The organism is Caballeronia jiangsuensis (assembly GCF_046030135.1).
Taxonomy (GTDB): Bacteria; Pseudomonadota; Gammaproteobacteria; order Burkholderiales; family Burkholderiaceae; genus Caballeronia; species Caballeronia jiangsuensis.
In genome coordinates, this window is record NZ_JAQQDB010000022.1 from 74,244 (window position 1) to 94,176 (window position 19,933).

Annotated in this window: 19 protein-coding genes; 5 read left to right on the top strand and 14 right to left on the bottom strand. The window is 62.9% G+C overall.

Going from position 1 to position 19,933, the window contains the following annotated elements; translation table 11 throughout:
* Positions 1 to 8: 8 nt before the first annotated feature.
* Entirely contained in the window at positions 9 to 881 is an 873-nt protein-coding gene (locus PQR08_RS22765; protein ID WP_035501820.1) for a branched-chain amino acid ABC transporter permease, read from the bottom strand.
* 514 nt (positions 882 to 1,395) lie between these two features.
* Between PQR08_RS22765 and PQR08_RS22770 the strand changes: the two genes are divergently transcribed.
* Positions 1,396 to 1,566, top strand: a complete 171-nt coding sequence (locus PQR08_RS22770; protein WP_250484692.1) for a hypothetical protein — start codon at positions 1,396 to 1,398, stop codon at positions 1,564 to 1,566.
* On the opposite strand, the gene PQR08_RS22775 is transcribed toward PQR08_RS22770, so the two are convergent.
* The 3 genes from PQR08_RS22775 to PQR08_RS22785 form a co-directional block, all read right to left on the bottom strand.
* Complete coding sequence (locus PQR08_RS22775; RefSeq protein WP_371882252.1) at positions 1,559 to 2,770, bottom strand: ABC transporter substrate-binding protein; 1,212 nt, start codon at positions 2,768 to 2,770, stop codon at positions 1,559 to 1,561. The two genes, PQR08_RS22770 and PQR08_RS22775, sit on opposite strands and share 8 nt — an antisense overlap.
* A 418-nt stretch (positions 2,771 to 3,188) precedes the next feature.
* On the bottom strand, positions 3,189 to 3,929 hold the full coding sequence (locus PQR08_RS22780; protein WP_250484693.1) for an anti-sigma factor family protein: 741 nt from the start codon (positions 3,927 to 3,929) through the stop codon (positions 3,189 to 3,191).
* On the bottom strand, positions 3,919 to 4,590 hold the full coding sequence (locus PQR08_RS22785) for an RNA polymerase sigma factor (RefSeq protein WP_250484694.1): 672 nt from the start codon (positions 4,588 to 4,590) through the stop codon (positions 3,919 to 3,921). The genes PQR08_RS22780 and PQR08_RS22785 overlap by 11 nt, the downstream gene beginning before the upstream one ends.
* 308 nt (positions 4,591 to 4,898) lie before the next feature.
* Here PQR08_RS22785 and PQR08_RS22790 point away from each other — a divergent pair, with 308 nt between their 5' ends.
* Positions 4,899 to 5,888, top strand: coding sequence for a metallophosphoesterase family protein (locus PQR08_RS22790; RefSeq protein WP_250484695.1), 990 nt, complete (start codon positions 4,899 to 4,901; stop codon positions 5,886 to 5,888).
* Entirely contained in the window at positions 5,885 to 6,298 is a 414-nt protein-coding gene (locus tag PQR08_RS22795; protein ID WP_187606248.1) for a cupredoxin domain-containing protein, read from the top strand. Before PQR08_RS22790 ends, PQR08_RS22795 begins: the two co-directional genes overlap by 4 nt.
* A gap of 33 nt (positions 6,299 to 6,331) precedes the next feature.
* On the opposite strand, the gene PQR08_RS22800 is transcribed toward PQR08_RS22795, so the two are convergent.
* The 3 genes from PQR08_RS22800 to PQR08_RS22810 form a co-directional block, all read right to left on the bottom strand.
* On the bottom strand, positions 6,332 to 7,426 hold the full coding sequence (locus PQR08_RS22800) for a 4-hydroxyphenylpyruvate dioxygenase family protein (RefSeq protein WP_250484696.1): 1,095 nt from the start codon (positions 7,424 to 7,426) through the stop codon (positions 6,332 to 6,334).
* Positions 7,427 to 7,615: 189 nt separating this feature from the next.
* Positions 7,616 to 7,864, bottom strand: a complete 249-nt coding sequence (locus tag PQR08_RS22805) for a hypothetical protein (RefSeq protein ID WP_035511103.1) — start codon at positions 7,862 to 7,864, stop codon at positions 7,616 to 7,618.
* A 37-nt stretch (positions 7,865 to 7,901) separates the two neighbouring features.
* A complete protein-coding gene (locus PQR08_RS22810) occupies positions 7,902 to 8,402 on the bottom strand; it encodes a lecithin retinol acyltransferase family protein (RefSeq protein WP_187606246.1) in 501 nt (166 codons plus the stop codon).
* 445 nt (positions 8,403 to 8,847) lie between these two features.
* On the opposite strand from PQR08_RS22810, the gene PQR08_RS22815 reads away from it, so the two are divergent.
* Together PQR08_RS22815 and PQR08_RS22820 are read left to right on the top strand one after the other, a co-directional pair.
* Positions 8,848 to 9,177, top strand: coding sequence for a hypothetical protein (locus PQR08_RS22815; protein ID WP_187606245.1), 330 nt, complete (start codon positions 8,848 to 8,850; stop codon positions 9,175 to 9,177).
* A gap of 105 nt (positions 9,178 to 9,282) precedes the next feature.
* On the top strand, positions 9,283 to 10,053 hold the full coding sequence (locus tag PQR08_RS22820) for a PP2C family protein-serine/threonine phosphatase (RefSeq protein ID WP_035511126.1): 771 nt from the start codon (positions 9,283 to 9,285) through the stop codon (positions 10,051 to 10,053).
* 6 nt (positions 10,054 to 10,059) lie between these two features.
* Here the strand turns inward: PQR08_RS22820 and PQR08_RS22825 are convergent, their stop codons facing one another.
* From PQR08_RS22825 to PQR08_RS22855, 7 genes are all read right to left on the bottom strand, one after another.
* On the bottom strand, positions 10,060 to 10,317 hold the full coding sequence (locus tag PQR08_RS22825; RefSeq protein WP_187606243.1) for a BrnA antitoxin family protein: 258 nt from the start codon (positions 10,315 to 10,317) through the stop codon (positions 10,060 to 10,062).
* Positions 10,295 to 10,573, bottom strand: a complete 279-nt coding sequence (locus PQR08_RS22830; protein ID WP_187606242.1) for a BrnT family toxin — start codon at positions 10,571 to 10,573, stop codon at positions 10,295 to 10,297. Before PQR08_RS22830 ends, PQR08_RS22825 begins: the two co-directional genes overlap by 23 nt.
* Before the next feature lie 80 nt (positions 10,574 to 10,653).
* Positions 10,654 to 11,967, bottom strand: a complete 1,314-nt coding sequence (locus PQR08_RS22835; protein ID WP_238213860.1) for a sigma-54 interaction domain-containing protein — start codon at positions 11,965 to 11,967, stop codon at positions 10,654 to 10,656.
* On the bottom strand, positions 11,964 to 15,023 hold the full coding sequence (locus PQR08_RS22840) for a peptidase domain-containing ABC transporter (RefSeq protein ID WP_035511112.1): 3,060 nt from the start codon (positions 15,021 to 15,023) through the stop codon (positions 11,964 to 11,966). Before PQR08_RS22840 ends, PQR08_RS22835 begins: the two co-directional genes overlap by 4 nt.
* A gap of 22 nt (positions 15,024 to 15,045) precedes the next feature.
* Positions 15,046 to 15,798 (bottom strand): peptidylprolyl isomerase, encoded by a 753-nt coding sequence (locus PQR08_RS22845; RefSeq protein ID WP_238213859.1) that lies wholly within the window; start codon positions 15,796 to 15,798, stop codon positions 15,046 to 15,048.
* Positions 15,799 to 15,871: 73 nt separating this feature from the next.
* A complete protein-coding gene (locus PQR08_RS22850) occupies positions 15,872 to 17,245 on the bottom strand; it encodes a beta-barrel domain-containing protein (protein ID WP_035511116.1) in 1,374 nt (457 codons plus the stop codon).
* Positions 17,223 to 19,748, bottom strand: coding sequence for an FHA domain-containing protein (locus PQR08_RS22855; RefSeq protein ID WP_250484720.1), 2,526 nt, complete (start codon positions 19,746 to 19,748; stop codon positions 17,223 to 17,225). The genes PQR08_RS22850 and PQR08_RS22855 overlap by 23 nt, the downstream gene beginning before the upstream one ends.
* Positions 19,749 to 19,933 lie beyond the last annotated feature (185 nt).

Genomic DNA, 19,933 nt, shown 5'->3' on the forward strand with positions numbered 1-19,933 from the left:
TCGCCGCCTCAGACTTTCTTGATCGCCATCTTGCCGAAGAGACCTGCGGGCTTGACCGCGAGCACGATCAAGAGCAGCACGAGTCCCGGCACGTCCTTGTAGCCGGTGGAAATATAGAATCCGGTCGTCGTTTCCGCGATGCCGAGAATCATCCCGCCGACGATGATGCCCATGCCGCTCGACAAGCCGCCGATGATCGCCACTGCGAAGGCCTTGAGGCCGAGCACCGCGCCCATCGTCGCGCCCGTCAATGTGAGCGGCGCGATCAAAACCCCTGCAAATGCAGCGGTCAGCGATGAAAGCGCATACGAGAACGTGATGACGAGCCCGGTGTTGATGCCCATGAGCGACGCCGCATCGCGATCGTTCGCGGTCGCGACCACGGCCTTGCCGAAGATCGTCTTGCGGTTGAAGAACTCGACCGCGAGCATCATCACGAGCGCGCCGCCGACGACGAGCAGTTCCATCGGCAGCACGTTTGCGCCGAACACCTTGAGCGGCGCTTCGGGCAGCGGCGACGGAAAGCGCAGATCGTCGCGGCCCCATACGTTTTCCGCGACGTTCTTGAAGATGATGCCGAGCGCGATCGTCGACATGATCCAGCCGAATTCGGACTTGATTTTGATGGCGGGCCGCACGCCGATGCGCTCGACGAATGCGCCTTGCATCAGGCCGAAGAGGCATACGAGCGGAATCATCAGCCAGTAGTTGACGCCTGCGGAGACGAGCGTCAGGCCGACGAGCGCGCCGAGCATCAGGGCATCGCCCTGGCCGAAATTCAATGTGCCCGATGTGGCGAACGTGAGCTGATAGCCGAATGCGATCACGGCGTAGATCATGCCGAGGGCTATGCCGCTGTAGATGAGTTGCAGAAGGATCATCGCGGGGGGGTTTTGGGCGGTTGGGGTTGGTGCGTTTATGCTTCTGTGGAATCCTGATTTCTTGTCGGTCTATTGGCTCCGCCCCTCCCCGGGGCGGGGGTCACTTTCTTTGCTGCTGCAAAGAAAGTAACCAAAGAAACAGCTATCCCCAGCCTAAGCACTTCACGCCGGCCGCGGCACAGGCGATTGGCCTAATGGCCCGGCAGTAGCGAGTGCCCTCACAAGCAGACAAGAGCTTGGACCGCGCACGGTCCGACAAATCGCACCACACAACAAACTGGTTCAGCACCATATAGCTCCGGCCCGCTACGCGGCCGATGGGTCAATCGGGTGCGCGCGCGCTTCTTCTTCGGTTTCCCTCGCATACCCCACGGCAGCGCGTAGCGCTGTGCCGAAGCTATTTGGCGCTGAACCAGCGCCTTAAAACATTCGGTGCGGCAGACCGTGCGCGAGCCAAGCCCGATTGGGCCTTTGGGGGCGACACTTAGGCGAGTGCCACCGTGGGCTGGCAAGCATGGCCAAACTGCGTGTGACCGCGGGCGATGAGAAGCTGCTTTCTTTGGTTACTTTCTTTGCAGCAGCAAAGAAAGTGACCCCCGCCCCGGGGAGGGGCAGTGCCAATAGACCGACACGAAATCAGGATTCCACCGGCAAAGCCCTTAAAAACAACAGCAACGTCAATTAGAAGCAGTAGTAGCCTGCTTGCTACGCAAAGTCCCGCCGCCTTTCTTGTCGGCGTCATACGCATAGATCACGCGCCCGCTCTTCACTTCACCGATAACCGGCACATTCGGCGAAATCGCTTCATGATCGCCCTTCGAGAAAGGCTTGTCGTAGACCATCACCACGCCTTCGACCTTCGTGTTCAGGCCTTCGAGCGCTTCCTTCACCTTAGGACCATCCGTCGTGCCGGCCTGCTTGATCGCCGCCGCGAGCAGATACACCGAGTCATAACCTTGCGCCGCCGATACCGGCGAATCGATGCGATCGTTCTTCGGCTTGAATTCCTTCAGGTACGCATCGATAAAGGCCTTGCGCTTCGGCGTATTCGCTTCCTGGATGAAGGTCTGCGGCATGCGCGCGCCTTCGCCGTTCGCGCCGGCATTGTCGATATAGTTCGCCATCGAAAGCGTCCAGCTGCCGATCAACGGCACCTTCCAGCCGAGCTTCGACATGCCGTTCGCAATCTGCGCAAGCTCCGGCCCGATGCCGTAAGTCAGCACCGCTTCGGCGCCCGCTTCTTTCGCCTTCAGCAACTGGGCCGTCATGTCGACGTCCTTGATGTTGAACTTTTCGACAGCCACAGGCTTCACGCCTTTCGCGGCCAGCGCCTTCTCCAGATCTTCGCGGCCAAGCTGACCATAGTTCGTCGAATCGGCGAGAATCGCGACCTTCTTGAAGCCACGCTTCGTCACCGCTTCCTCGACGATCATCGGCGCCTGGATGCGGTCGGCGGCCGCGTTGCGGAACACGTAGTTATCGGGCTGATCGTCGAATTGCTTCGTCACCACCGTGCCGGTCGCGACATTGTTGAAGACGGGAATCTTCGCTTCCTGGAAGAAGCGCTGCGATGCGAGCGCCACACCCGTATTGATATAGCCGACGACCGCGACGACCTTCTCCTTGTTGATGAGCTCCTGCGCGATCTGCACGCCGCGCTCGTTCTTCGCCTCGTCATCGCGTTCGACGAGCACGATCTGGCGGCCAAGCACGCCGCCGGACTTGTTGATCTCCGCCGTGGCGAGACGAACGCCGTCGCGCATGCTGACACCCATGGATGACGAACCGCCCGTAAACGGACCATCGACGCCGATCTTGATCGGGTCCGCCGCGTGCGCCATCGAGAAAACGCCGAACGCGAGCGTGCTCGCGATGAGCTTCATCTTCATACCCATGTGTGTCTCCATCGCCTGATCGTTTTTTGAAAGTCCCATGCTTCGCGCAAAAAGCCTGCAATGCTTTTTAAATGCGTTGCGCGTTATCGATTACATGGGCTGTGAGCGAGTGTAGAAAAATGTAAGGATATGACCATATTCGGACATACCCGAAGAGCACGAGCGTTAGCCCACACCTGACGCATCGTAAGGGTGCACGGCATGGAATAAGTGTTAAAGAGGCATTGCGCGGACAGGATTTGGACAGCATCCCGAAGCGTTTTTTTAGCTTCGGGAAAGCCAAGAGACAGCGGGTATACGCGTAAGGGCCGTGCACAAAAAAACGCGCGGCGTCCCCGGAGGATCACCGCGCGCAACCTTGCGCACTCTCAGGTTCTTTCAGCGAATAAGAGCTTTATCGCGATGCACCGCTTTAGCGCGGCGCGCCGGTTTCGATCGCGTGAGCGAACTGGCGCAGCACCGCGCCCGATGCATCGGTGACGGCCCAGAAGGTCATGCCGTCATGATTCCAGCGCGCGAGTGCGTAGCCATCGTCGGACTGCGTGACGACCGGTGAGAACTCCTTGTCGTTCGCATCGCTCTTTACGTCGCCTTTGCGCTCGGGAAACACGTACACGTCGATCGGATGCTTCAGGTAGCGATACACCACGACCGCAACCGGCCGATGATCGATGTAATCCAGCCGTCCGCCGACCAGCGCGAAGCCCGGTCCCGCCGGATCGATCACCGGCGGCGCATAGTCGATGCGGCCGTTGAACCACGGCTTCACCGTGTGCTTGTCGCTGGAGAGAACGTCGATCGGACGGTCCGACATCAGCGCGCGCACATGGCTCGACACGATCTCCTGCGCGATCGGCGACGCGCCCGCCACGCCCGTCATGAGCGGCGCCGCCTGGAACCAAAGCATCGCGCCGAGCACGAGCGCGGAGAGCGTCGCGCCCGCGAACGCGCCGCCGAAGAACGGCCAGGGCGCCGAGAACAGGTTGCTCCAGCCGCCTTTCGCCGCGCGCTCCGGCAAGCGCGTGCGGGCGTCCCGTTCGGCTTCCTCCCGCACACGCGCCAGCACTTGCGCCCGCAGATGCACGGGTGCGCGCTGATAGAGCGAACCATCGGTGAGCCTCGTATCGAGCGAGGCGGTGTCGCTATTTTCCATTTCCCGACTCCTCTGAATGTCCCGGTCCGGCACGGCGCACGAGCCGCACGCTCGGCTTGTCCTGCCCGCCCTGGGCCGCGCAAACCGCCCCCGCCAGCATTTTGCGGCCGCGCGCGAGCCGCGACATCACCGTGCCGATCGGCACGCCTGTCACGGATGCGACTTCCTTGTAACTCATGTCTTCCAGCTCACGTAACACCAGCACCTCGCGAAAGGCGATCGGCAGCGCCTCCAGCGCGCGATGCACCAGATGAACTTCGTCGCGGCGCACGGCGAGCGTCTCCGGATCGGCCGCGCCTTCCTCCGACCAGCCCGGCAACGCCTCGTCGCCGCCCAGTTCCTCGTCGTAGGGCGTCGCGTCCGCGAGTTGCACGCGCCGCCGCCATTCCGTGAACCACGTATTGCGCACGATCGCGAGCAGCCATGCCCGCGCGTTCGCTTCCTCGCCGCCCTCGAATCCGCCGAAAAAACGGAACGCGCGCAGATACGCTTCCTGCACGACATCGTCGGCGTCGGTCGCGCTGCCCGACAGCCAGCGCGCGAGGTTGTACGCGGCGTCCAGGTGCGGCATCACCGTCGCCTCGAAGCGCGCGTGCACCGCCTCGGCGCCCGCCTGGCCGCGGCGCCCGGACTTGTCTTCTTTCGACCTGCTTGGCCACATCGCGCGGGTCTCCTTTCGACAACCACGTTCGGAAAACATCGTTCGGGCGCGACCGGCATCGCTTTCTCGCGCCTTCCCCTCCGTTACTCCTCTCGCGGACGGTTTATTCCCGTTTGCAGCAGCGACTCAAAAAAATATAGCGGGAATATCCCGCCGCCTTCACCGGTTCGATGGACGGATGCCCAAGCGACCTCGCCCGAACGAAGCGGACGTCGCCGGCCTCGCGCCCATGCATCGAGCCGCCGTGGGCGCGACTTTGCCGATTCGAATGACAAAAACCGCGGCCGCAATCATCAGAGGACCCCATCATGAAACCCGACCCGACCGCACTGCCGCCCGCGCAGGAACGCGACGAACTCGACGAGCACGGCAAGCGCCGCCGCACCGCCCTCTCCTGCATGGCCTGGGCGGGCGCCGGCGTCATCTGGACCGTGAGCGGCGGCGTGCCCGTCTCGCGCCTGATTTCGTCGGCGGAAGCTGCCGAGAAGACGAGTTCCTTCAGCTTCGTGCAGATCAGCGACAGCCATATCGGCTTCAACAAGGATCCGAACACCGAGCCGACGAGCACGCTCGAAGAGGCGGTCACGCGCGTGAGCACGATGAAGACGCGCCCCGCCTTCATGATCCACACGGGCGACATCACGCACATGTCGAAGCCCGGCCAGTTCGACAACGCCACGCAGATCATCAACAAGGCCGGCATGGACGTGCATTACGTGCCGGGCGAGCACGACGTGCTGGTCGAGGACGGCAATCCGTTCTTCGAGCGCTTTTCCGGGCAGTACGGCAAGGACAGCACGCGCCACTGGTACAGCTTCGATCAGGGCGGCGTGCATTTCATCGGCCTCACCAATGTGATCGATCTGAAGGGCGGCGGCCTCGGCTTTCTCGGCGATGCGCAACTCGCGTGGCTCAAGGCCGACCTGCAGGGCAAATCGAGCAGCACGCCGATCGTCGTGTTCGCGCATATCCCGTTGTGGGCGCTGTATCCGCAATGGGGCTGGGGCACCGACGACAGCGCGCAGGCGCTCGCGCTGCTCAAGCGCTTCGGCTCGGTGACGGTATTGAATGGCCACGTGCATCAGGTGGCGCAAAAAGTGGAGGGAGAGATGCGTTTCTATTCGGCGATGTCGACAGCGTTTCCGCAACCCGCGCCGGGCGCGCCGTCCGGGCCCGGACCGATGAAGGTGCCCGCGGAGCAGTTGCGTACGATGCTCGGCTTGCGCGAAGTCACGCATATCGCCGGGCGCTCGCAACTGGCCATCACCGACACGGCGCTCGCCGCCGCGCAGTCATGAACGCCGCCATGATCGCGAGCTATGTCTCGCCTGCCAATCTCCGTCCGCTCGCCGGCAAGTTCCTGCGCAAGGCCGCGTTCGCGCTCGTCGTGAAGGGCGTCATCAGCGCCGCGATTCCGTCGGCCTGTGCGCAGGAGCCCGCGCAACAGGTCGCGGCGGCCAACACGCCGACCATCTCCATCGACAACTTCGCGTTCAGTCAGCCGGCCCTCACCGTGCCGGTGGGCACGAAGGTGACGTGGGTGAATCACGACGACATGCTGCACACCGTCGCGGATGAGGGAAAGAGCTTCAAGTCCGATCCGCTCGACAGCGGCGAGAGCTTCTCGCATGTGTTCGACAAGCCGGGCACGTACAAGTACTTCTGCTCGCTGCACCCGCACATGACGGGGACGATCGTCGTGCAATGAGCGCCGCCCGTCGTGGCGCATGCGGTTGGCTTGTCAGCCCCGTGCCTTCGCGATCGCGGCGAGATTGCCTTCGCCGAATCCGTGATGCCCGCGCCGCTCGACGATTTCGAAGAACATGTCGCCGGGCTGGCGCTCGACGAAGGTCTGGAGGAAAAGCTGCGGCGTGCCGTCGGGGAGAATCTCGCCATCGACGAGAATGCCGCGCGTACGCATCTCGTCGATGTCGAGGCCGTGGCCGGGAAGCCGCTCGTCGATCTCGTCGTAGTAGCGCGGCGGCGGCTGCAGGAAGCGCACGCCGCGCGCCATCAGGGCATCGACGGAAGCGAAGATATCCGCCGATGCGAGCGCGATATGCTGCACGCCCTCGCCTTCGTGATCGGGCAGATACTGCTGCATCAGGTCCGTGCGATAGGTGCCTTCCTCATAGACCGGAATGCGGATCGAGCCGCACGGCGACAACGTGACCGCGGAATCCTGCGACACATGCCAGTCCGGGTGCACCTGATGAATCTCCGAGAAGTGCAGCACTTCGCGGTAGAAATCGAGCCATTCCTGGATGCGGCCCGCGCCGACGGTCTGCGTGAAATGATCCACTTCCAGCAGGCCGGTGCTTTTTGGGTCCGCGCTGGCGCTGGCGATCGGACGAAAGTCGATGTCGTAGATCGACGTCTCGCCGCTGTTCTTGCCCGGCCAGTGATCGACGAAGTAGATATGCGAATCGCCGATGCCCTGGATCGCCGGGATCGCGAGTTCGTTCGGGCCGATCTTTTCGCCTTCGAAATCCCACGCGCCGTACTCGAGCGCGCGCTCGTGGGCGACCTGCGCATCGAGCACGCGAATGCCGATCGCGGCGATGCCCACGCCATGCGACTCCGCAAAGCGCGACGCGAACGAATCCGGCTCGGCGTTCAGCAGAAAATTCATGCTGCCCTGCCGGAAAAGCGTCACCGCCTTGCTGACATGCTGCGCGACGGCAACGAAGCCGAGCGTCTCGAACAGCCTGGCGAGCCCCTCGGGATCGGGACTGGAAAACTCGACGAACTCCAGCCCCGCGATGCCGAGCGGATTGTCGCCGAGGGTCGAATCGGGCGTCGCGCGGGCGGAGGAAGAAGAGTCGGGCTGGGTCATCGGCAATACCTCGAAAATGTACGATCTGGTTCACGGACGCAAAACTACCACGACCTGCCGCATCCGTGCGACCCGGCGGCTTCGTCGAATGGCCGCCTGAGTGCGCCTAGAGTAGCGGCAGCGGGATTGCCGTGTCAAAGCCGGGGCAGCCCGACGCGCCCCGGCCCATCGTACGCATTCAGTATGCGCTCAGGCGGCGAGACGCTGCGCGCTCATCGACGGGCGCTTCGCCTGCGGGGGAAACACGTTCCAGGTGCCGTCGTCATGGCGGAAGAAGATGATCGCGAGCGGGCCGCCCGGATGCTCTGCCTCGATGCAAACATAGCGCGCGCCGGTGACATGCGAGCGGCACAGACGCACGACACGTGCCGGACGCGCGGGTGTCGGGGCGAGCCATTTGTCGACGGCCCAGTGCAGCGAATTTTCGATGGTTTGCATGATGGTCTCCTCGGAATCGATCGGCAAGACGTGCGGTTCAGGCTGCGAGCGCCGCGTTCATGCGGCGGCGGCGTTCGGCGGCGACATAGGCGCGAAAAAGTCCCGACACGGCGCGAAGCGCGGCGCGCGGATGCACGAAGCACGCTTGCACCTGACGGCTGCGGGCGCGGCCGTCGAGGCACCACGTGACGAAGTGCTCGCAGTTGTTGGTCAGCAGGTGGTATTGGTCTTCGCCGAGGCGGCTGCGTGCGCGGCCCACCGCTTCCATGCCGACGAACTTCGCGGCCGGGTTCTGACGGATCGTGACTTCGTGGCCGGCGGCGAATTGTTCGACGGAGACTTCCTCCACCGGGCCGCGATGCAGCGACTTCGCGAAGCCGGCATAGTGGATGACCATGCCGTTGCCGGCGTAGATGCCGTGGTGTTCGTAGCCCGAGCGGCGCGTGATGAGTTCGGTGCCGAGCGCCGGTTCGTCGTCGAGCGAGAAACCGCAAGCGGCTTGCTGGTCGATCAGTCCGGTTTGTTGGTTGGTTGACATGGCTGGCTCCGATTTTTCTTTGCTTGGCGCCATGTGTTCGTTTGGCGCCGGGTTGCCATGTCATTTGCATCTTCCTTGCCAGCTTCTCTAAGTCACTGATTTGTTTGAATTAACCATAATCTGCGAGCAATTCTCAACGACCTTGTGTTCTGGATCGGCCAACAGTTTCGAGGGATGTTTGTTGGGCTGCTTGCGTCAGGACGCGCACGTTCGTAGCAGAAGCCCGCGAGCGTGGGCCGCGCCTGCGTGTGTTGGTTGGTCGCTGCTGCGCCAACAGCGCTTGTTGGCGGCGACCCAACGGATGCCATTTCTCGCGCTTGGGCCGGTTTCGCCGGAACGCCGCCCCACCGGGCACGCGCGGAAAAACGCGAAAGAGCGTGTGCGTCGGCATGAGCCTTGCATTGACTCCTGCGTCCTGCTCACAGGCCCATCCCGGAGAAACGACATGTGCGCCATCACCGTCACCGATCTTGAATACGACCGCGAGCTGGATCACGCGGCGATGTCGGCCATCAGCGGCGGCGGCGGTGCGCCCTGGGTGTACGGCTGGATCACGCCGTATGTCGATCGCCCGTCGGGCGGCGGCGTTGGGGGAAGTGCCGTGGTGAACCTCATCGATGTCACCAATAACGTCTACGAGGTCACCAACAACATCACCAACATTTCGGTCGGCCAGATGGTCAATCAGTTTCAGAACGTCGCGGTCAGCAACACGGGGAACGGCGCGACGCTCACGGTCAATCCGAGCTCGGTGGCGGGGAATCGCGCGGGTTGAACGGTGCAGATCAAGATTCGCTTCGGGCGCGCGTTGGTACACAATGAGCGGGACCGTCCGCGACGCGCGCCCGACGCCGCGCCACCCAGGATTCCGGAGGTTGCCGTGACCTTCAACACCGAGTTTCGATGGACTTCCGCCGCCCGCACCGACACCGGCTGCGTGCGGCAGATCAACGAGGACGCGCTGCTCGATGCCCCCGAGCGCGGCCTATGGGCCGTCGCGGATGGCATGGGCGGACACGCGGTCGGCGATCTGGCGAGCCGGATGGTGATCGAGAGCCTGGCCCGGGTATCGGCGTCGAACGACCTGCCGGGCGTGATCGCGGACGCGCGCACGCGGCTTCTCGACGTGAACGATCAGTTGCGCGCGGAGGCGGCGCGGCGGATGGTATCGCGCATCGGCAGCACGGTGGTCCTGCTCGCGGCGCGCGATGGCGCATGCGGTTACGTGTGGGCCGGCGACAGCCGCATCTATCTATTCCGTCAGGGACGCCTCGTGCAGCTCACGCGCGATCACAGCCATGTCGAGGAACTGAAGGCCCGCGGCCAGCTAACGGCGGAGGAAGCGCTGCATCATCCGGCGCAGCATCTGATCACGCGTGCGGTCGGCGCGCTCGACGTGCTCGAACTCGACGAAAACACGCTCGCCTTGCACGATGGCGATACGTTTCTGCTGTGCAGCGATGGCTTGTCGAACGAGGTGAGCGAGACGGAGATCATGAACGAGCTTGCGCCCGGCAATTGCGATATGGCGGCGCAAAGGCTGCTGGAGATCGCACTGGCGCGCGGCGGGCGCGACAATATATCGGTCGTCGTCGCGCATGTGGAGGATTTGATGGCGCCCGACAAGACGCAGGTGAATCCGTCGATTTAGGGGCGTTCAGGAATGACGCCTTTGCTGAGTTTGCATGTAGGCGCGCAGAAGCCGGTTGATACGTGTCTGATATCCCTTTCCCTGCTGGCGAAACCACTCCAGCACGTCGGCATCCAGCCGCATCGTCACGGCTTGCTTGGGCGGCACATGCAGCTCCGCCTGCTCGAAGAACGCGTCGTCGAGTTCCGCTATGTCGGAAAAATCGATGTCGGCGTCCTTCATCTTCGCCAGCCGCTTCCAGTCAGTTCCCGATTTCTTGCTCATATCTTTTCGCCTCGTGTCTGGCTGCCTTGCGCGCCGAGATGATACGGATCACATCCGCATATCGCTCGACATACACCACGACGCCTACTAGCTCCTTCATCCAGCCCAGCGCTATCCAGCGCTCTTCTCCGTACGCTTCCCGCGTATCGGGCCACGTCAGCACCGGGTGATTGAACACGTCGGCTGCATCTTGAAAATCGATTCCGTGCTTTCGAATGTTGGTTTGATTTTTCTTTTCATCCCATTCGAAATGCACACACCACCCGTATTGACGTTTGTATGTACATTTTGACTCCAACGGCGCACGACGTCAACTAGCTTTGGATGGCCGGGCCGCTATCCCCCCGCCTCCTTATTCTTCTGCGCCGCCGCCCGAAACTCCTTCGAATGCAGCCCGTGCTTCTTCAAAAGCATCTGCAGATGCGACCGGTTCATCTCATACCGTCGCGCAAGCTCGGCGACCGTCCCGCCGGTTTCCTGCAACCCGCGTTCGAGAAACGCGCGCTCCGCCTCATCGCTTGCGACGCGCTTCGCTTCCGCGAGCGAACTCGCCGTCGCAATGCCGTTGCCGCTCGCGGCCGGCCCGCCCATCGCCAGCGAGAGCGATGATTTCGGCCGGATATCGACCGGCAGATGTTCGATATCGGCCATATCGCCCGCAAGACACGCGACCCGATACAGCACGTTCCTCAACTCGCGGATATTGCCGGGATAGTCGTAGTTGCGCAGAAAATCGCGCAGCCTCGGCGACAGCTTCACCGGCCTGCGCTTCAAAGTCGCGGCGGCTTCATCGCCGAAATAGGCAAGCAACAGCGGAATCTCGTCGCGCCGCTCGCGCAACGCCGGCAGCGTCAGATGAATCACGCTCAGCCGATAGAACAGATCCTCGCGAAAGCGCCCCTCTTCACAGAACTTGCGCAAGTTGCGATTCGTCGCCGCGACGATGCGCGTATCCACCGCGATCGGCTCATCCGAGCCCACGCGCTGAATCTCGTGCGCTTCGAGCACGCGTAGCAGCTTCACCTGTCCCGACAAGGGCAGCTCGCCGATCTCATCCAGAAAGATCGTGCCCGTATGCGCGCTTTCGAATTTGCCCTTACGATCGTTCGACGCGCCCGTGAACGCGCCCTTGCGATGGCCGAACAATTCGGACTCCAGCAGATTGTCCGGAATCGCGCCGCAGTTCACCGAGATATACGGCTTGTCCGCGCGCGAGCCGTTCGCGTGAATGACCTTCGCCATCAGTTCCTTGCCGGTGCCGCTCTCGCCGTCGATCAGCACGGGGAGATCAGTCGGCGCGGCTTTTTCCGCGATCTCCAGCGCTTCCAGCAGCTTCGGGTTATCGCCGAACGTACCTTCGAACACGAAGCTGCGTTCGATCAGCGCCTGACGCCGCGCGCCCGGCGGCAGGTCGCGCTTCGGCTCCGCGGCGGCCGCCTGCACAAAGCGCTCCTTATGCGACAGTTGCATCACTTCGTCGCGCAAGGTGCTCGCCTGCCGCAGCAGCTTTTCGATTTCGGGCCGTTCGAGACGCGAGGTCCATCTGAGCGTCGAGCGCAGAATCTCGATCTTCTCGATGAGCCCCGCATACGAAATCGCCGATGATGCGGGCGCGCTTGCATCGCTTTCCGGTTGGTCGAGTATTTTCATGCTGCGCTCAGTTGCTTTTGCACGAGTTGGTAGTACATGCCTTTTCTCGCGACGAGTTCGTCGTGCTTGCCCTGCTCGACGATGCCGCCTTCGTACAGCACGAGAATCTTGTCGGCGCGCATGATCGTCGACAGCCGGTGCGCGATGATCACCGCCGTGCGTCCCTTCAGTATCTCCTGCATGTTGCCGAGAATATTGCTTTCCGATTGCGTGTCGAGCGCGGACGTGGCTTCATCGAACACGAGCAGACGCGGGTCGTGATAGAGCGCGCGCGCAATGCATAGCCGCTGGATCTGCCCGCCCGAAAGGCCCACGCCGCGTTCACCGACCACTTGCTCATAACCGAGCGGCATCTTCACGATGAACGCATGCGCATCGGCCATCTTCGCGACTTCCTCGATGCGCCGCCTGTCGGGTGCTTCGTCGCCGCTCGCGATGTTATCGGCGATCGTCCCCGAGAACAGCAGATTGCTCTGCATCACATAACCGATCTGCGCGCGAAAGAAGCCTTTGTCGACCACGTTGATATCGTAGCCATCCACCGTCATCTTGCCCTCGCTCGGCGCATAGAAACCGACGAGCAGTTTCGCGAGCGTCGTCTTGCCCGAGCCGCTGCGTCCGACGATCGCGATCAGTTCGCCCGGCTTCACATCGAAGCTGATGTTTTCCAGCACATAGGGCGCGTCGCCGTCACCATAACGGAAGTACACGCCGTTGAAGCTGATGTCGCCCTGCAGGTCCGGCAGCATCACGCGCTGCTGCATGTCTTCGGGTTTCTGTTCAGGCTCGATGTCGAGCACGTCGCCCAGGCGCTCCATCGCGACGCCCGCGTCGTTCAAGAGACTCCACAGGTTGATGAGACCCATCAGCGGCGCAAGCACGCTGCCCATGTAGGCGTTGAACGCGATCAGTTGCCCGATCGTCAGTTCGCGCGCAAGCACGAGATTCGCGCCGACCCATAGCACGCCGATGGTCGTCGCCGCATTCAGCAACTGGCTGCACAGGCCCACCGCGATATTGAAGCGCTGCGACTTGTACTGCACTTCGAGCGACTTCGCGTACTTCTTCTCCCACTTCAGGCGCACGGGCCGCTCGATGCCCATGCCCTTCACCGTCTCGACGCCGCCGAGCGCTTCCATCAGATACGAGCGCGCATCCGTTCCCGCGGAAAACGTCTCGCGCGCATTCTGCTTAATGCGCGGCGTCGCGACGACCGTGAGCACCATCATCGGGATCACGAACGCGATCAGCAGCAACGTGAGCTTCACGTTGTAGAGAAACATGATCGTGAAGTAGATGAAGATCATCAGCAGGTTCAGCACGGTCGATACCGTCGATTCCGTGAGGAACGCGCGGATCGTGTGATTCTCCTGAAAGCGCGCGAACACGTCGCCGGTCTTGCGTTTCGCGAAGAAACCGAACGGCAGCGAGAACGTGTGTTTGAAGAACTGCGACATCATCGCGAAGTCCATGTTGCGCACCATGAAGTTCGCGAGGTATGCGCGTATCGTCGTCATGAGCTGCGTGAACAGGCTCGCGATGACGAGGCCGCCGATCAGCACATGCAGCAGGCTCACGTTCTGATGCACGATCACGCCGTCGAGAATGTTCTGGATGATGAGCGGCGGAATCACGCCCAGCACCTGAATCACGAAGGTCGCCAGAAAGAGATGCAGCAGGATCTTCTTGTAGGGCTTCAGATAGCCGACGAAACGCAGCCACGGCGAGCGCGAAACGGCTTTCTGCGTGAGATCCTGCCCCGCCGTGAACAGCAGGCACGTGCCGCTCCAGCCGCGCTCGAACTCGCCGACCGTCATCTTCCTGAAACCGATCGCCGGGTCCGCGACCCACACGTTCTCGCTCGACACGCCGTAGACGATGATGTAGTGATAACCCTCCCAGTGCGCGATGAACGGCATCTCGAAGCCGCGCAGCGATTCGAACGTGCACTGCACGCCGCGCGTCGTGAAGCCGAGCGATTCGCCCGCGCGCGCGAGTGAATCGAGCGTCGCGCCCGAGGTCGTCACGTTGGCGAGCTCGCGCAGCTTGCCGAGCGTCATGTTGATGCCGTAGTGGCGGCAGATCATCGCGAGACAGGCCGCGCCGCAATCCATCTCTTCGGCCTGTTCGACCCACGCGAAGCGCTTGATCACGCGCTCGCCAAGCTCGGGCTTCGTGTGCAGATCGAGCATCGCGGGCAGCTTGCGGCGCTCGGCGAGCTTCTTCTGGCGCTGCAATTCGCGCTCGGTGAAGCGGATGCGTTCTTCCAGCACTTCGCGCAGCTTCACGTTGCGCTCGATGATGAAATGCACCGTCTTCTCGGGGATCACGAGCAGGCGCGTATCCGCGCTCGCGATGGCGGACGCCATCTGCTCCTGGCGCATCACGCAGGCCTTCTCGCCGAAGATCTCGCCGGGGCCGAGCGTCGCGAGCACATGCTTTTCGCCGCCCTCTTCGCGCACGATGCGCACTTCGCCCTGCCGCACGACATAAAGACGCCGGTCGTCGCGCGATTCCTGCTTGAGAATCTCCTTGCCCTCGCCGACGCGCTTCACGCCGACACTGCGCACGCATTCTTCGAGCTCCGCCTTGTCGAGCTTACCGCGCAGATCGAAGAGCTTCGCGACGAAGCCGCCCGCCGAATTGATCGCGACGTAGCTCGTCACGAACGCGAGCGCGGCGGGATTCTTCGCGATCACCGGATCGATCGCGATGCGCGGGATATACAGCAGCTCGGTCTTGCCGGAGGAGCGCACCGACGACTCGTGGCGGTAGTCGCGCAGCATCGCGATATCGGCGAAGGTCTCGCGCTCCTTCTTGACCCCCATGCTGATTTCCTTGCCGTGCTCCTCGGTGAAGATGCGCACGGAGCCCGCCTTCACGATATAGAGCCCGTCGGCCGCATCGCCCGCATTGCACACGGTCTCGCCGAAGCCGAAGCGGCGCGACTCGGCATTTGCCGCCAGGTGTTCGATCTCCTCGCGCGTGAATGGCGAAAGAATCTCGACCGACGAAAGAAAGTCGGCGGGCGAATCAAGGCTCGATGGAGCGTCCATGTTCTATCGCGTTCCCCGTCGGTCAGCGTGCTTCGATGACATGCTCCTGCGCGCGCGTCAGCATCCAGTCTTCGCGCAGCAGGCGGCGGATTTCCGCGGACACGTCTTCGTCGAGCTTCGCGGGATACTTCGCCGTCACCGCGAAAATTTCATACGACGCGCCATCCGCGGAAATGAATGGTCCGAGCAGATCGCCGACCTCCGCGTTGAACACTTTCGCCTCGACCTCCGGCTTCATCTGTCCGCGCATCACCCGGCCGATCACGCCGCCTTCGTTGCGCGTATCGGCAAGCGAATGCTCGCGCGCCATCTCGGCGAAGCTGTCGGGATCGTCGTTGAGATAGGAGATCATCTCCTTCGCGCTGCCCTCGGTATCGAGCAGGATGTGACTGACCTCGATGCTGTCGAACTTCGGCGAGTTTAGCTGGAAATACTCTTCGATCTCGCGCTCGGTTCCGACCTTGTCGAGCATCTTTTCCTGATAGAGCGTGTCGGTGATATAGACCTCGAACTCGTCGAGACTCACGTGCAGCGCATCGAGATAGTTGTTCATGTCCGCCGCGCGATGCAGCCCGCGAATGCGGCGGAACTGATCGGCGCGGTTCTGGATTTCTTCATCGCTCACGGCGACGCCCGATTTCTTCGCCGCACGCACGGTCAGCTTGTCGCGCACGAGTTGCTCGATAAGTCCGTCGAACTGGCCGTTCAGTTTCAATAACCTGATGAATTCGCCGACGTCGACCACTTCGTCGTCGATACGCACAATCGCCGTCATCTCGTTCTCCGTTCGGTTCTATGTTGAATTGCGCATCATGTCCGCGTTGCGGTGCTCGTGTAACCCCCCATCCTTATCCCGCCACATTACGGAACGGGTCGAGCCCGAGGTCGATCAGGCGCCGCTCGCGCACCACGATTTCAGCGGTCGCCGTCATGCCGTAACGCAGCGGGTACTTCGTGTCCGCAACCTGATAGGAATCGCGATCGAGCGTCACGCGTCCTTCATAGACGGGTTGCTTGGTCGTCGGGCTCGGCTTGGTCGCGGGCGAGATGAACGCGAGCGTGCCTTCGATCACGCCGTAGCGCTGATAAGGAAACGCGTTGAACTTGAGCTTCACGCGCTGCCCTTCGCGCAGGAACGCGCGGTCGTGCTCGGCGATCTCGATCTTCAGAACTGGCTTCGCATTCGCCGGCGCGATGCCGCCGAGCGGCGTGTTCGCCTGAATCTTGTCGCCGGGCTGCGTCGATGTCACATCGGTGACCACGCCCGACACCGGCGCGAGAATCAGCAGAAAGTTATCCTTGTCGATGTTTTCGAACTTGATGCGCGCGGCCGCATCCGCGACGAGGCGCGCCGTCTGTAGTTGCAGACGCAGCTTGTCTTCGGTGCTCGCGACTTCGCGCATCGCGGCTTCGTATTGCAGCCGCAGACTCGTCGCTTCCTGACCGCTCGTTTCGAGTTGACGCTTCGCCTGCGTGAAATCGTGGCTCAGGCGGAAGTCGAGTTCCGCGAGCCGCGATTGCTCCACGCGATACGCGCCGTCCGCTTCCAGATAGGCATTGCGTTTCGCATCGACCTGCGTTTCGGCCACGCCGCCGCCGCCCGGCAGCGCGAGCAGACGTTGAAAGCGGTCGTACTCCACCTTCGCCGCATCGCGCGCGCGGCGTGCGTTTTCCAGCGTGCTGCGCGCTTCCTGCAACTGCGCCTTCTGGCCTTCCGCGAGCTTGCTCGTGCCTTCGGCCACACGCTGCTGATGCTGGTGTTCCTCCACGTCCATCTGATCCTTGAGCGCGGCGATCTTGCGCTCCATCAGCAGCTTCTTCTCGGGGAACTGCTTCCATTCGCGCTCGGCGTCGTCGAGCTTCAGTTGCGCTTCGAGCGCGTTGCTCGCGGCCTCGATCGCGCCGCGTGCGTTCAAGCGCGCGACGACATCGTCCTTGCGCACGGGCTGCCCTTCGGCGATATAGAGATCGGCCAGCTCGCCATCGATCGGCGTATAGAAGCGCCGCACTTCCGATTCCGGCGCGAGCGTGCCCTGGGCGCTGACCATCACGTCCGCGTGGCCGACGAACGACCACACGAGCGCGGACGCGACGAGCGCCACCATCGCGTAGACGAGCCCTTTCGTGAGCCCGAGCGGCTCGGCCGTGAGAATCGCGATGCCTTCGGCACCGTGTTCTCCGAGCGCCTCCGACAACGGCTTAAGGTGTGTGTCTCTCTTCACTGCTCGTGCCTCCGCCGATCAGACTCAGCTTGGTATTGAGAAGTCCCGGTTCGAGCACCATGCGCAGGTCCTGCAGCGAGCGTCGCTGCAGATCCGCTTCGGTGTCGATCTCATTGGCGAGCGCGGTCCACTTCGCAGTCGCGCTGTCTGCCTTCACCTGCCTGAAGATGCGCATGCCCCGCGTGGCCGCATCCTGCGCGTCCGACAAAAGCCGCGCCTGCGTCCTGAACGTATCCGACACGCCCGATTCGAGCCGCTGCGACCCGCCGATGCCGCCGTTGGTCCGATACTGCTGCCAGAGCGTTTGCGCCTGCGTCATCAGCGTCTGCGCCCGCGCGGTCGCCTTGTCTTTCAGCGATGCGACGTCGGGCGCGACGGCCTTCGCATGGAACGTGTCGCTATCGAGATCGAGCGTTTCGTAGAACGACAGCAGCGCTTCTTCATAGCCCTTCGAGCCGCGCGCCTTTTGCAGATCGGCGAACTGCGCGGCCACGGCCTTCTTGTGCGCGAGTTCCTTCTGCACGGTAGGCGACCATGAACCTTGCGGCAGCTTTTGCAGCGCGTCGATCGCCTGCGCGCTCTGGCCGCGGCTCCATGCCTCGGCGACCGTCGCGTATTGCGCGAGCACGTCGGCGGGCGGCAACTGGCTCGTGCGCATCTGGCCGAATTTTTCCTGAAACGGCGGCGTCGAGAAATTCGCCTTGCTCACCGATCCCGCGAGCGGCGCGAGGCTCCCGGCGCTGAGGCTGTGCCGCAGGCCCGCATAGCTGTCGAGATCGGCGCGCACGCGATCGAGGCCCGCGAGACGCGGATACTTGTCCGCGTATTCCTTGAGCGTCGCGCCGATCGCGTCGGGATCGTCCTGTCCCAGACTCTTGACGATGCTCGCGTTGAGCCTTTCGATGGCCGCGAGATACACCGAATCGTCGCTTTGCAGCTTGCGCAGATGGCTCAACGCGAGCGCGTACGGATCGCGAAACTCGGGCACGTAGCCCGCGATGCGGTCGAGATCGCGCTGATGGCCCGCCGCGTCCGCTTCCCAGTGCTTCAGGATCGCACCGATACGCGGCTCGTCGGCATACATGCGGATCGGCGCTTCGGCGCCGCCGCGGCCCATCACGAAGCTTTCCAGCTTGCCGATCCACTGCAGTTCGTCGATGAGCGAATGCACGTCGGCATTGTGCTCGGCGAGCGTTCTCATCTGCGCGATGATCGCGTCCGCGCTCGCGAAGTCGCCCTTCTTCAACGCGACGAGCCAGCGCGGCACGTTCGACTTGAGCACGGCTTCGGTGTTCATCGACGTGAACTGCGCGTCTTTCGGATGTGTCTTCAGATAGTCGTTCGAAACGCTCGCGGCCTCGCCGAATTCGCCGTGCGCCATCAGCGATTTCGCCTGACGCTCGGGCGAGCCGATGAAGTAGAGCGCCGCGCCGCCCGCGAGGAGCGCGGCCAGCACGCATCCGACGATGATGCGCGTGCGACGCGCGGCGCGTTGATCGTCGCTTGCGAGCGCACGATGCAGTTCGGCCACGAAGAGCGCGAACTTGCTGCGCTTCGCGGCGCGCGTGTCGTGACGGCTTTCGTCGGCGGGCTTGGGCTGCGCTTCCTCGTTGACTTCGTCCTCGCGCGCGGCGGCCTGATCGACGCAGAAGATATCCAGGAACGAATGCGCCGAGCCGACAAAGGTCGTCTTGTCGCTGTCGTGCTCGTCGTCGTGAGCCTGCGCCTCCACCTGCGCGACCATTTCCGTGAGCGTCGATTCGCTCTCTTCGCCGTGCAGATGCACCGTGTAGGCGAAGTGCGTGCCGCCGAACGCGACGGTGTCGCCATTCTTCAGCTCGACCGCCGACGCGCCGAGCCGCTCGCCGTTCACGAAGGTGCCGTTGGTGCTGCCGAGATCCTCGACGAACGGCGCGCCGCCCTTGATGAACACATGGGCATGCCGCCGCGACACGTAGTTGACCTGATGCGGATACTGCTCGCGATAACGCGAAAACGTTTCGTCGGTCTTGCTGACGAGAAACGGAAATTGCGCGAGTTCGACGGGATGAAGACCGAGATCGTCGCGCTGCGGCGTGAGCGTGATGCCGATCGGCTTCGGCGCGTTGATGCGTCGCGTGCGCGGCGCGAACTGCACGCGATACGACAGCCGGCTGCCGAACGAGATGATGTCGCCGCTTCTCACGCGCGCGGGCGTATCGCGCACGGGCGTGCCGTTCACCGCGGTGCCGTTCTTGCTCGCGAGATCGGCGATATAGACGAAACCATGCTCGATGAAGATGCGCGCGTGACGGCGCGAGAGCTGCGCAACGGCTTCGGGCGGGCTCGTGTCGAACGGCGCTTCGGCGCGGCCGATCGCGAAGAGATTTTCGTCGATGCGGATTTCCGTCAGCCTGTCCGCCAGCTCGCCGGCAAGCTCGGGATGCGGCATGGGCTTCAGAATGACGTCGAACGCCTCGCCCACGCTCGGCGGTTGTTCCGCCACGGAAAAGCCTTGAGCCATGTCCATGTCACGAGGTACGTCCAGCCGCTGCCGCCGACGCGCCAGAGGAATGCCCGGCAACGTCGGGCGCATGGACAGGTTGGACCGCGCCGTTATTGAAGTCATTCGTAACCGGCGGCTGTTGAGAGTTTAAGTCCTGCATCGTCGTAGTCAATCGTGCGGCACCGGTTCGTCACGCAAATGGC

Bases quoted from the DNA above. Each gene is read 5' to 3' on its own strand.
- PQR08_RS22765 (WP_035501820.1), bottom strand. From the start codon at position 881: ATGATCCTTCTGCAACTCATCTACAGCGGCATAGCCCTCGGCATGATC.
- PQR08_RS22770 (WP_250484692.1), top strand. From the start codon at position 1,396: ATGGCCAAACTGCGTGTGACCGCGGGCGATGAGAAGCTGCTTTCTTTG.
- PQR08_RS22775 (WP_371882252.1), bottom strand. From the start codon at position 2,770: ATGAAGATGAAGCTCATCGCGAGCACGCTCGCGTTCGGCGTTTTCTCG.
- PQR08_RS22780 (WP_250484693.1), bottom strand. From the start codon at position 3,929: ATGGAAAATAGCGACACCGCCTCGCTCGATACGAGGCTCACCGATGGT.
- PQR08_RS22785 (WP_250484694.1), bottom strand. From the start codon at position 4,590: ATGTGGCCAAGCAGGTCGAAAGAAGACAAGTCCGGGCGCCGCGGCCAG.
- PQR08_RS22790 (WP_250484695.1), top strand. From the start codon at position 4,899: ATGAAACCCGACCCGACCGCACTGCCGCCCGCGCAGGAACGCGACGAA.
- PQR08_RS22795 (WP_187606248.1), top strand. From the start codon at position 5,885: ATGAACGCCGCCATGATCGCGAGCTATGTCTCGCCTGCCAATCTCCGT.
- PQR08_RS22800 (WP_250484696.1), bottom strand. From the start codon at position 7,426: ATGACCCAGCCCGACTCTTCTTCCTCCGCCCGCGCGACGCCCGATTCG.
- PQR08_RS22805 (WP_035511103.1), bottom strand. From the start codon at position 7,864: ATGCAAACCATCGAAAATTCGCTGCACTGGGCCGTCGACAAATGGCTC.
- PQR08_RS22810 (WP_187606246.1), bottom strand. From the start codon at position 8,402: ATGTCAACCAACCAACAAACCGGACTGATCGACCAGCAAGCCGCTTGC.
- PQR08_RS22815 (WP_187606245.1), top strand. From the start codon at position 8,848: ATGTGCGCCATCACCGTCACCGATCTTGAATACGACCGCGAGCTGGAT.
- PQR08_RS22825 (WP_187606243.1), bottom strand. From the start codon at position 10,317: ATGAGCAAGAAATCGGGAACTGACTGGAAGCGGCTGGCGAAGATGAAG.
- PQR08_RS22835 (WP_238213860.1), bottom strand. From the start codon at position 11,967: ATGAAAATACTCGACCAACCGGAAAGCGATGCAAGCGCGCCCGCATCA.
- PQR08_RS22840 (WP_035511112.1), bottom strand. From the start codon at position 15,023: ATGGACGCTCCATCGAGCCTTGATTCGCCCGCCGACTTTCTTTCGTCG.
- PQR08_RS22845 (WP_238213859.1), bottom strand. From the start codon at position 15,798: ATGACGGCGATTGTGCGTATCGACGACGAAGTGGTCGACGTCGGCGAA.
- PQR08_RS22855 (WP_250484720.1), bottom strand. From the start codon at position 19,748: ATGGCTCAAGGCTTTTCCGTGGCGGAACAACCGCCGAGCGTGGGCGAG.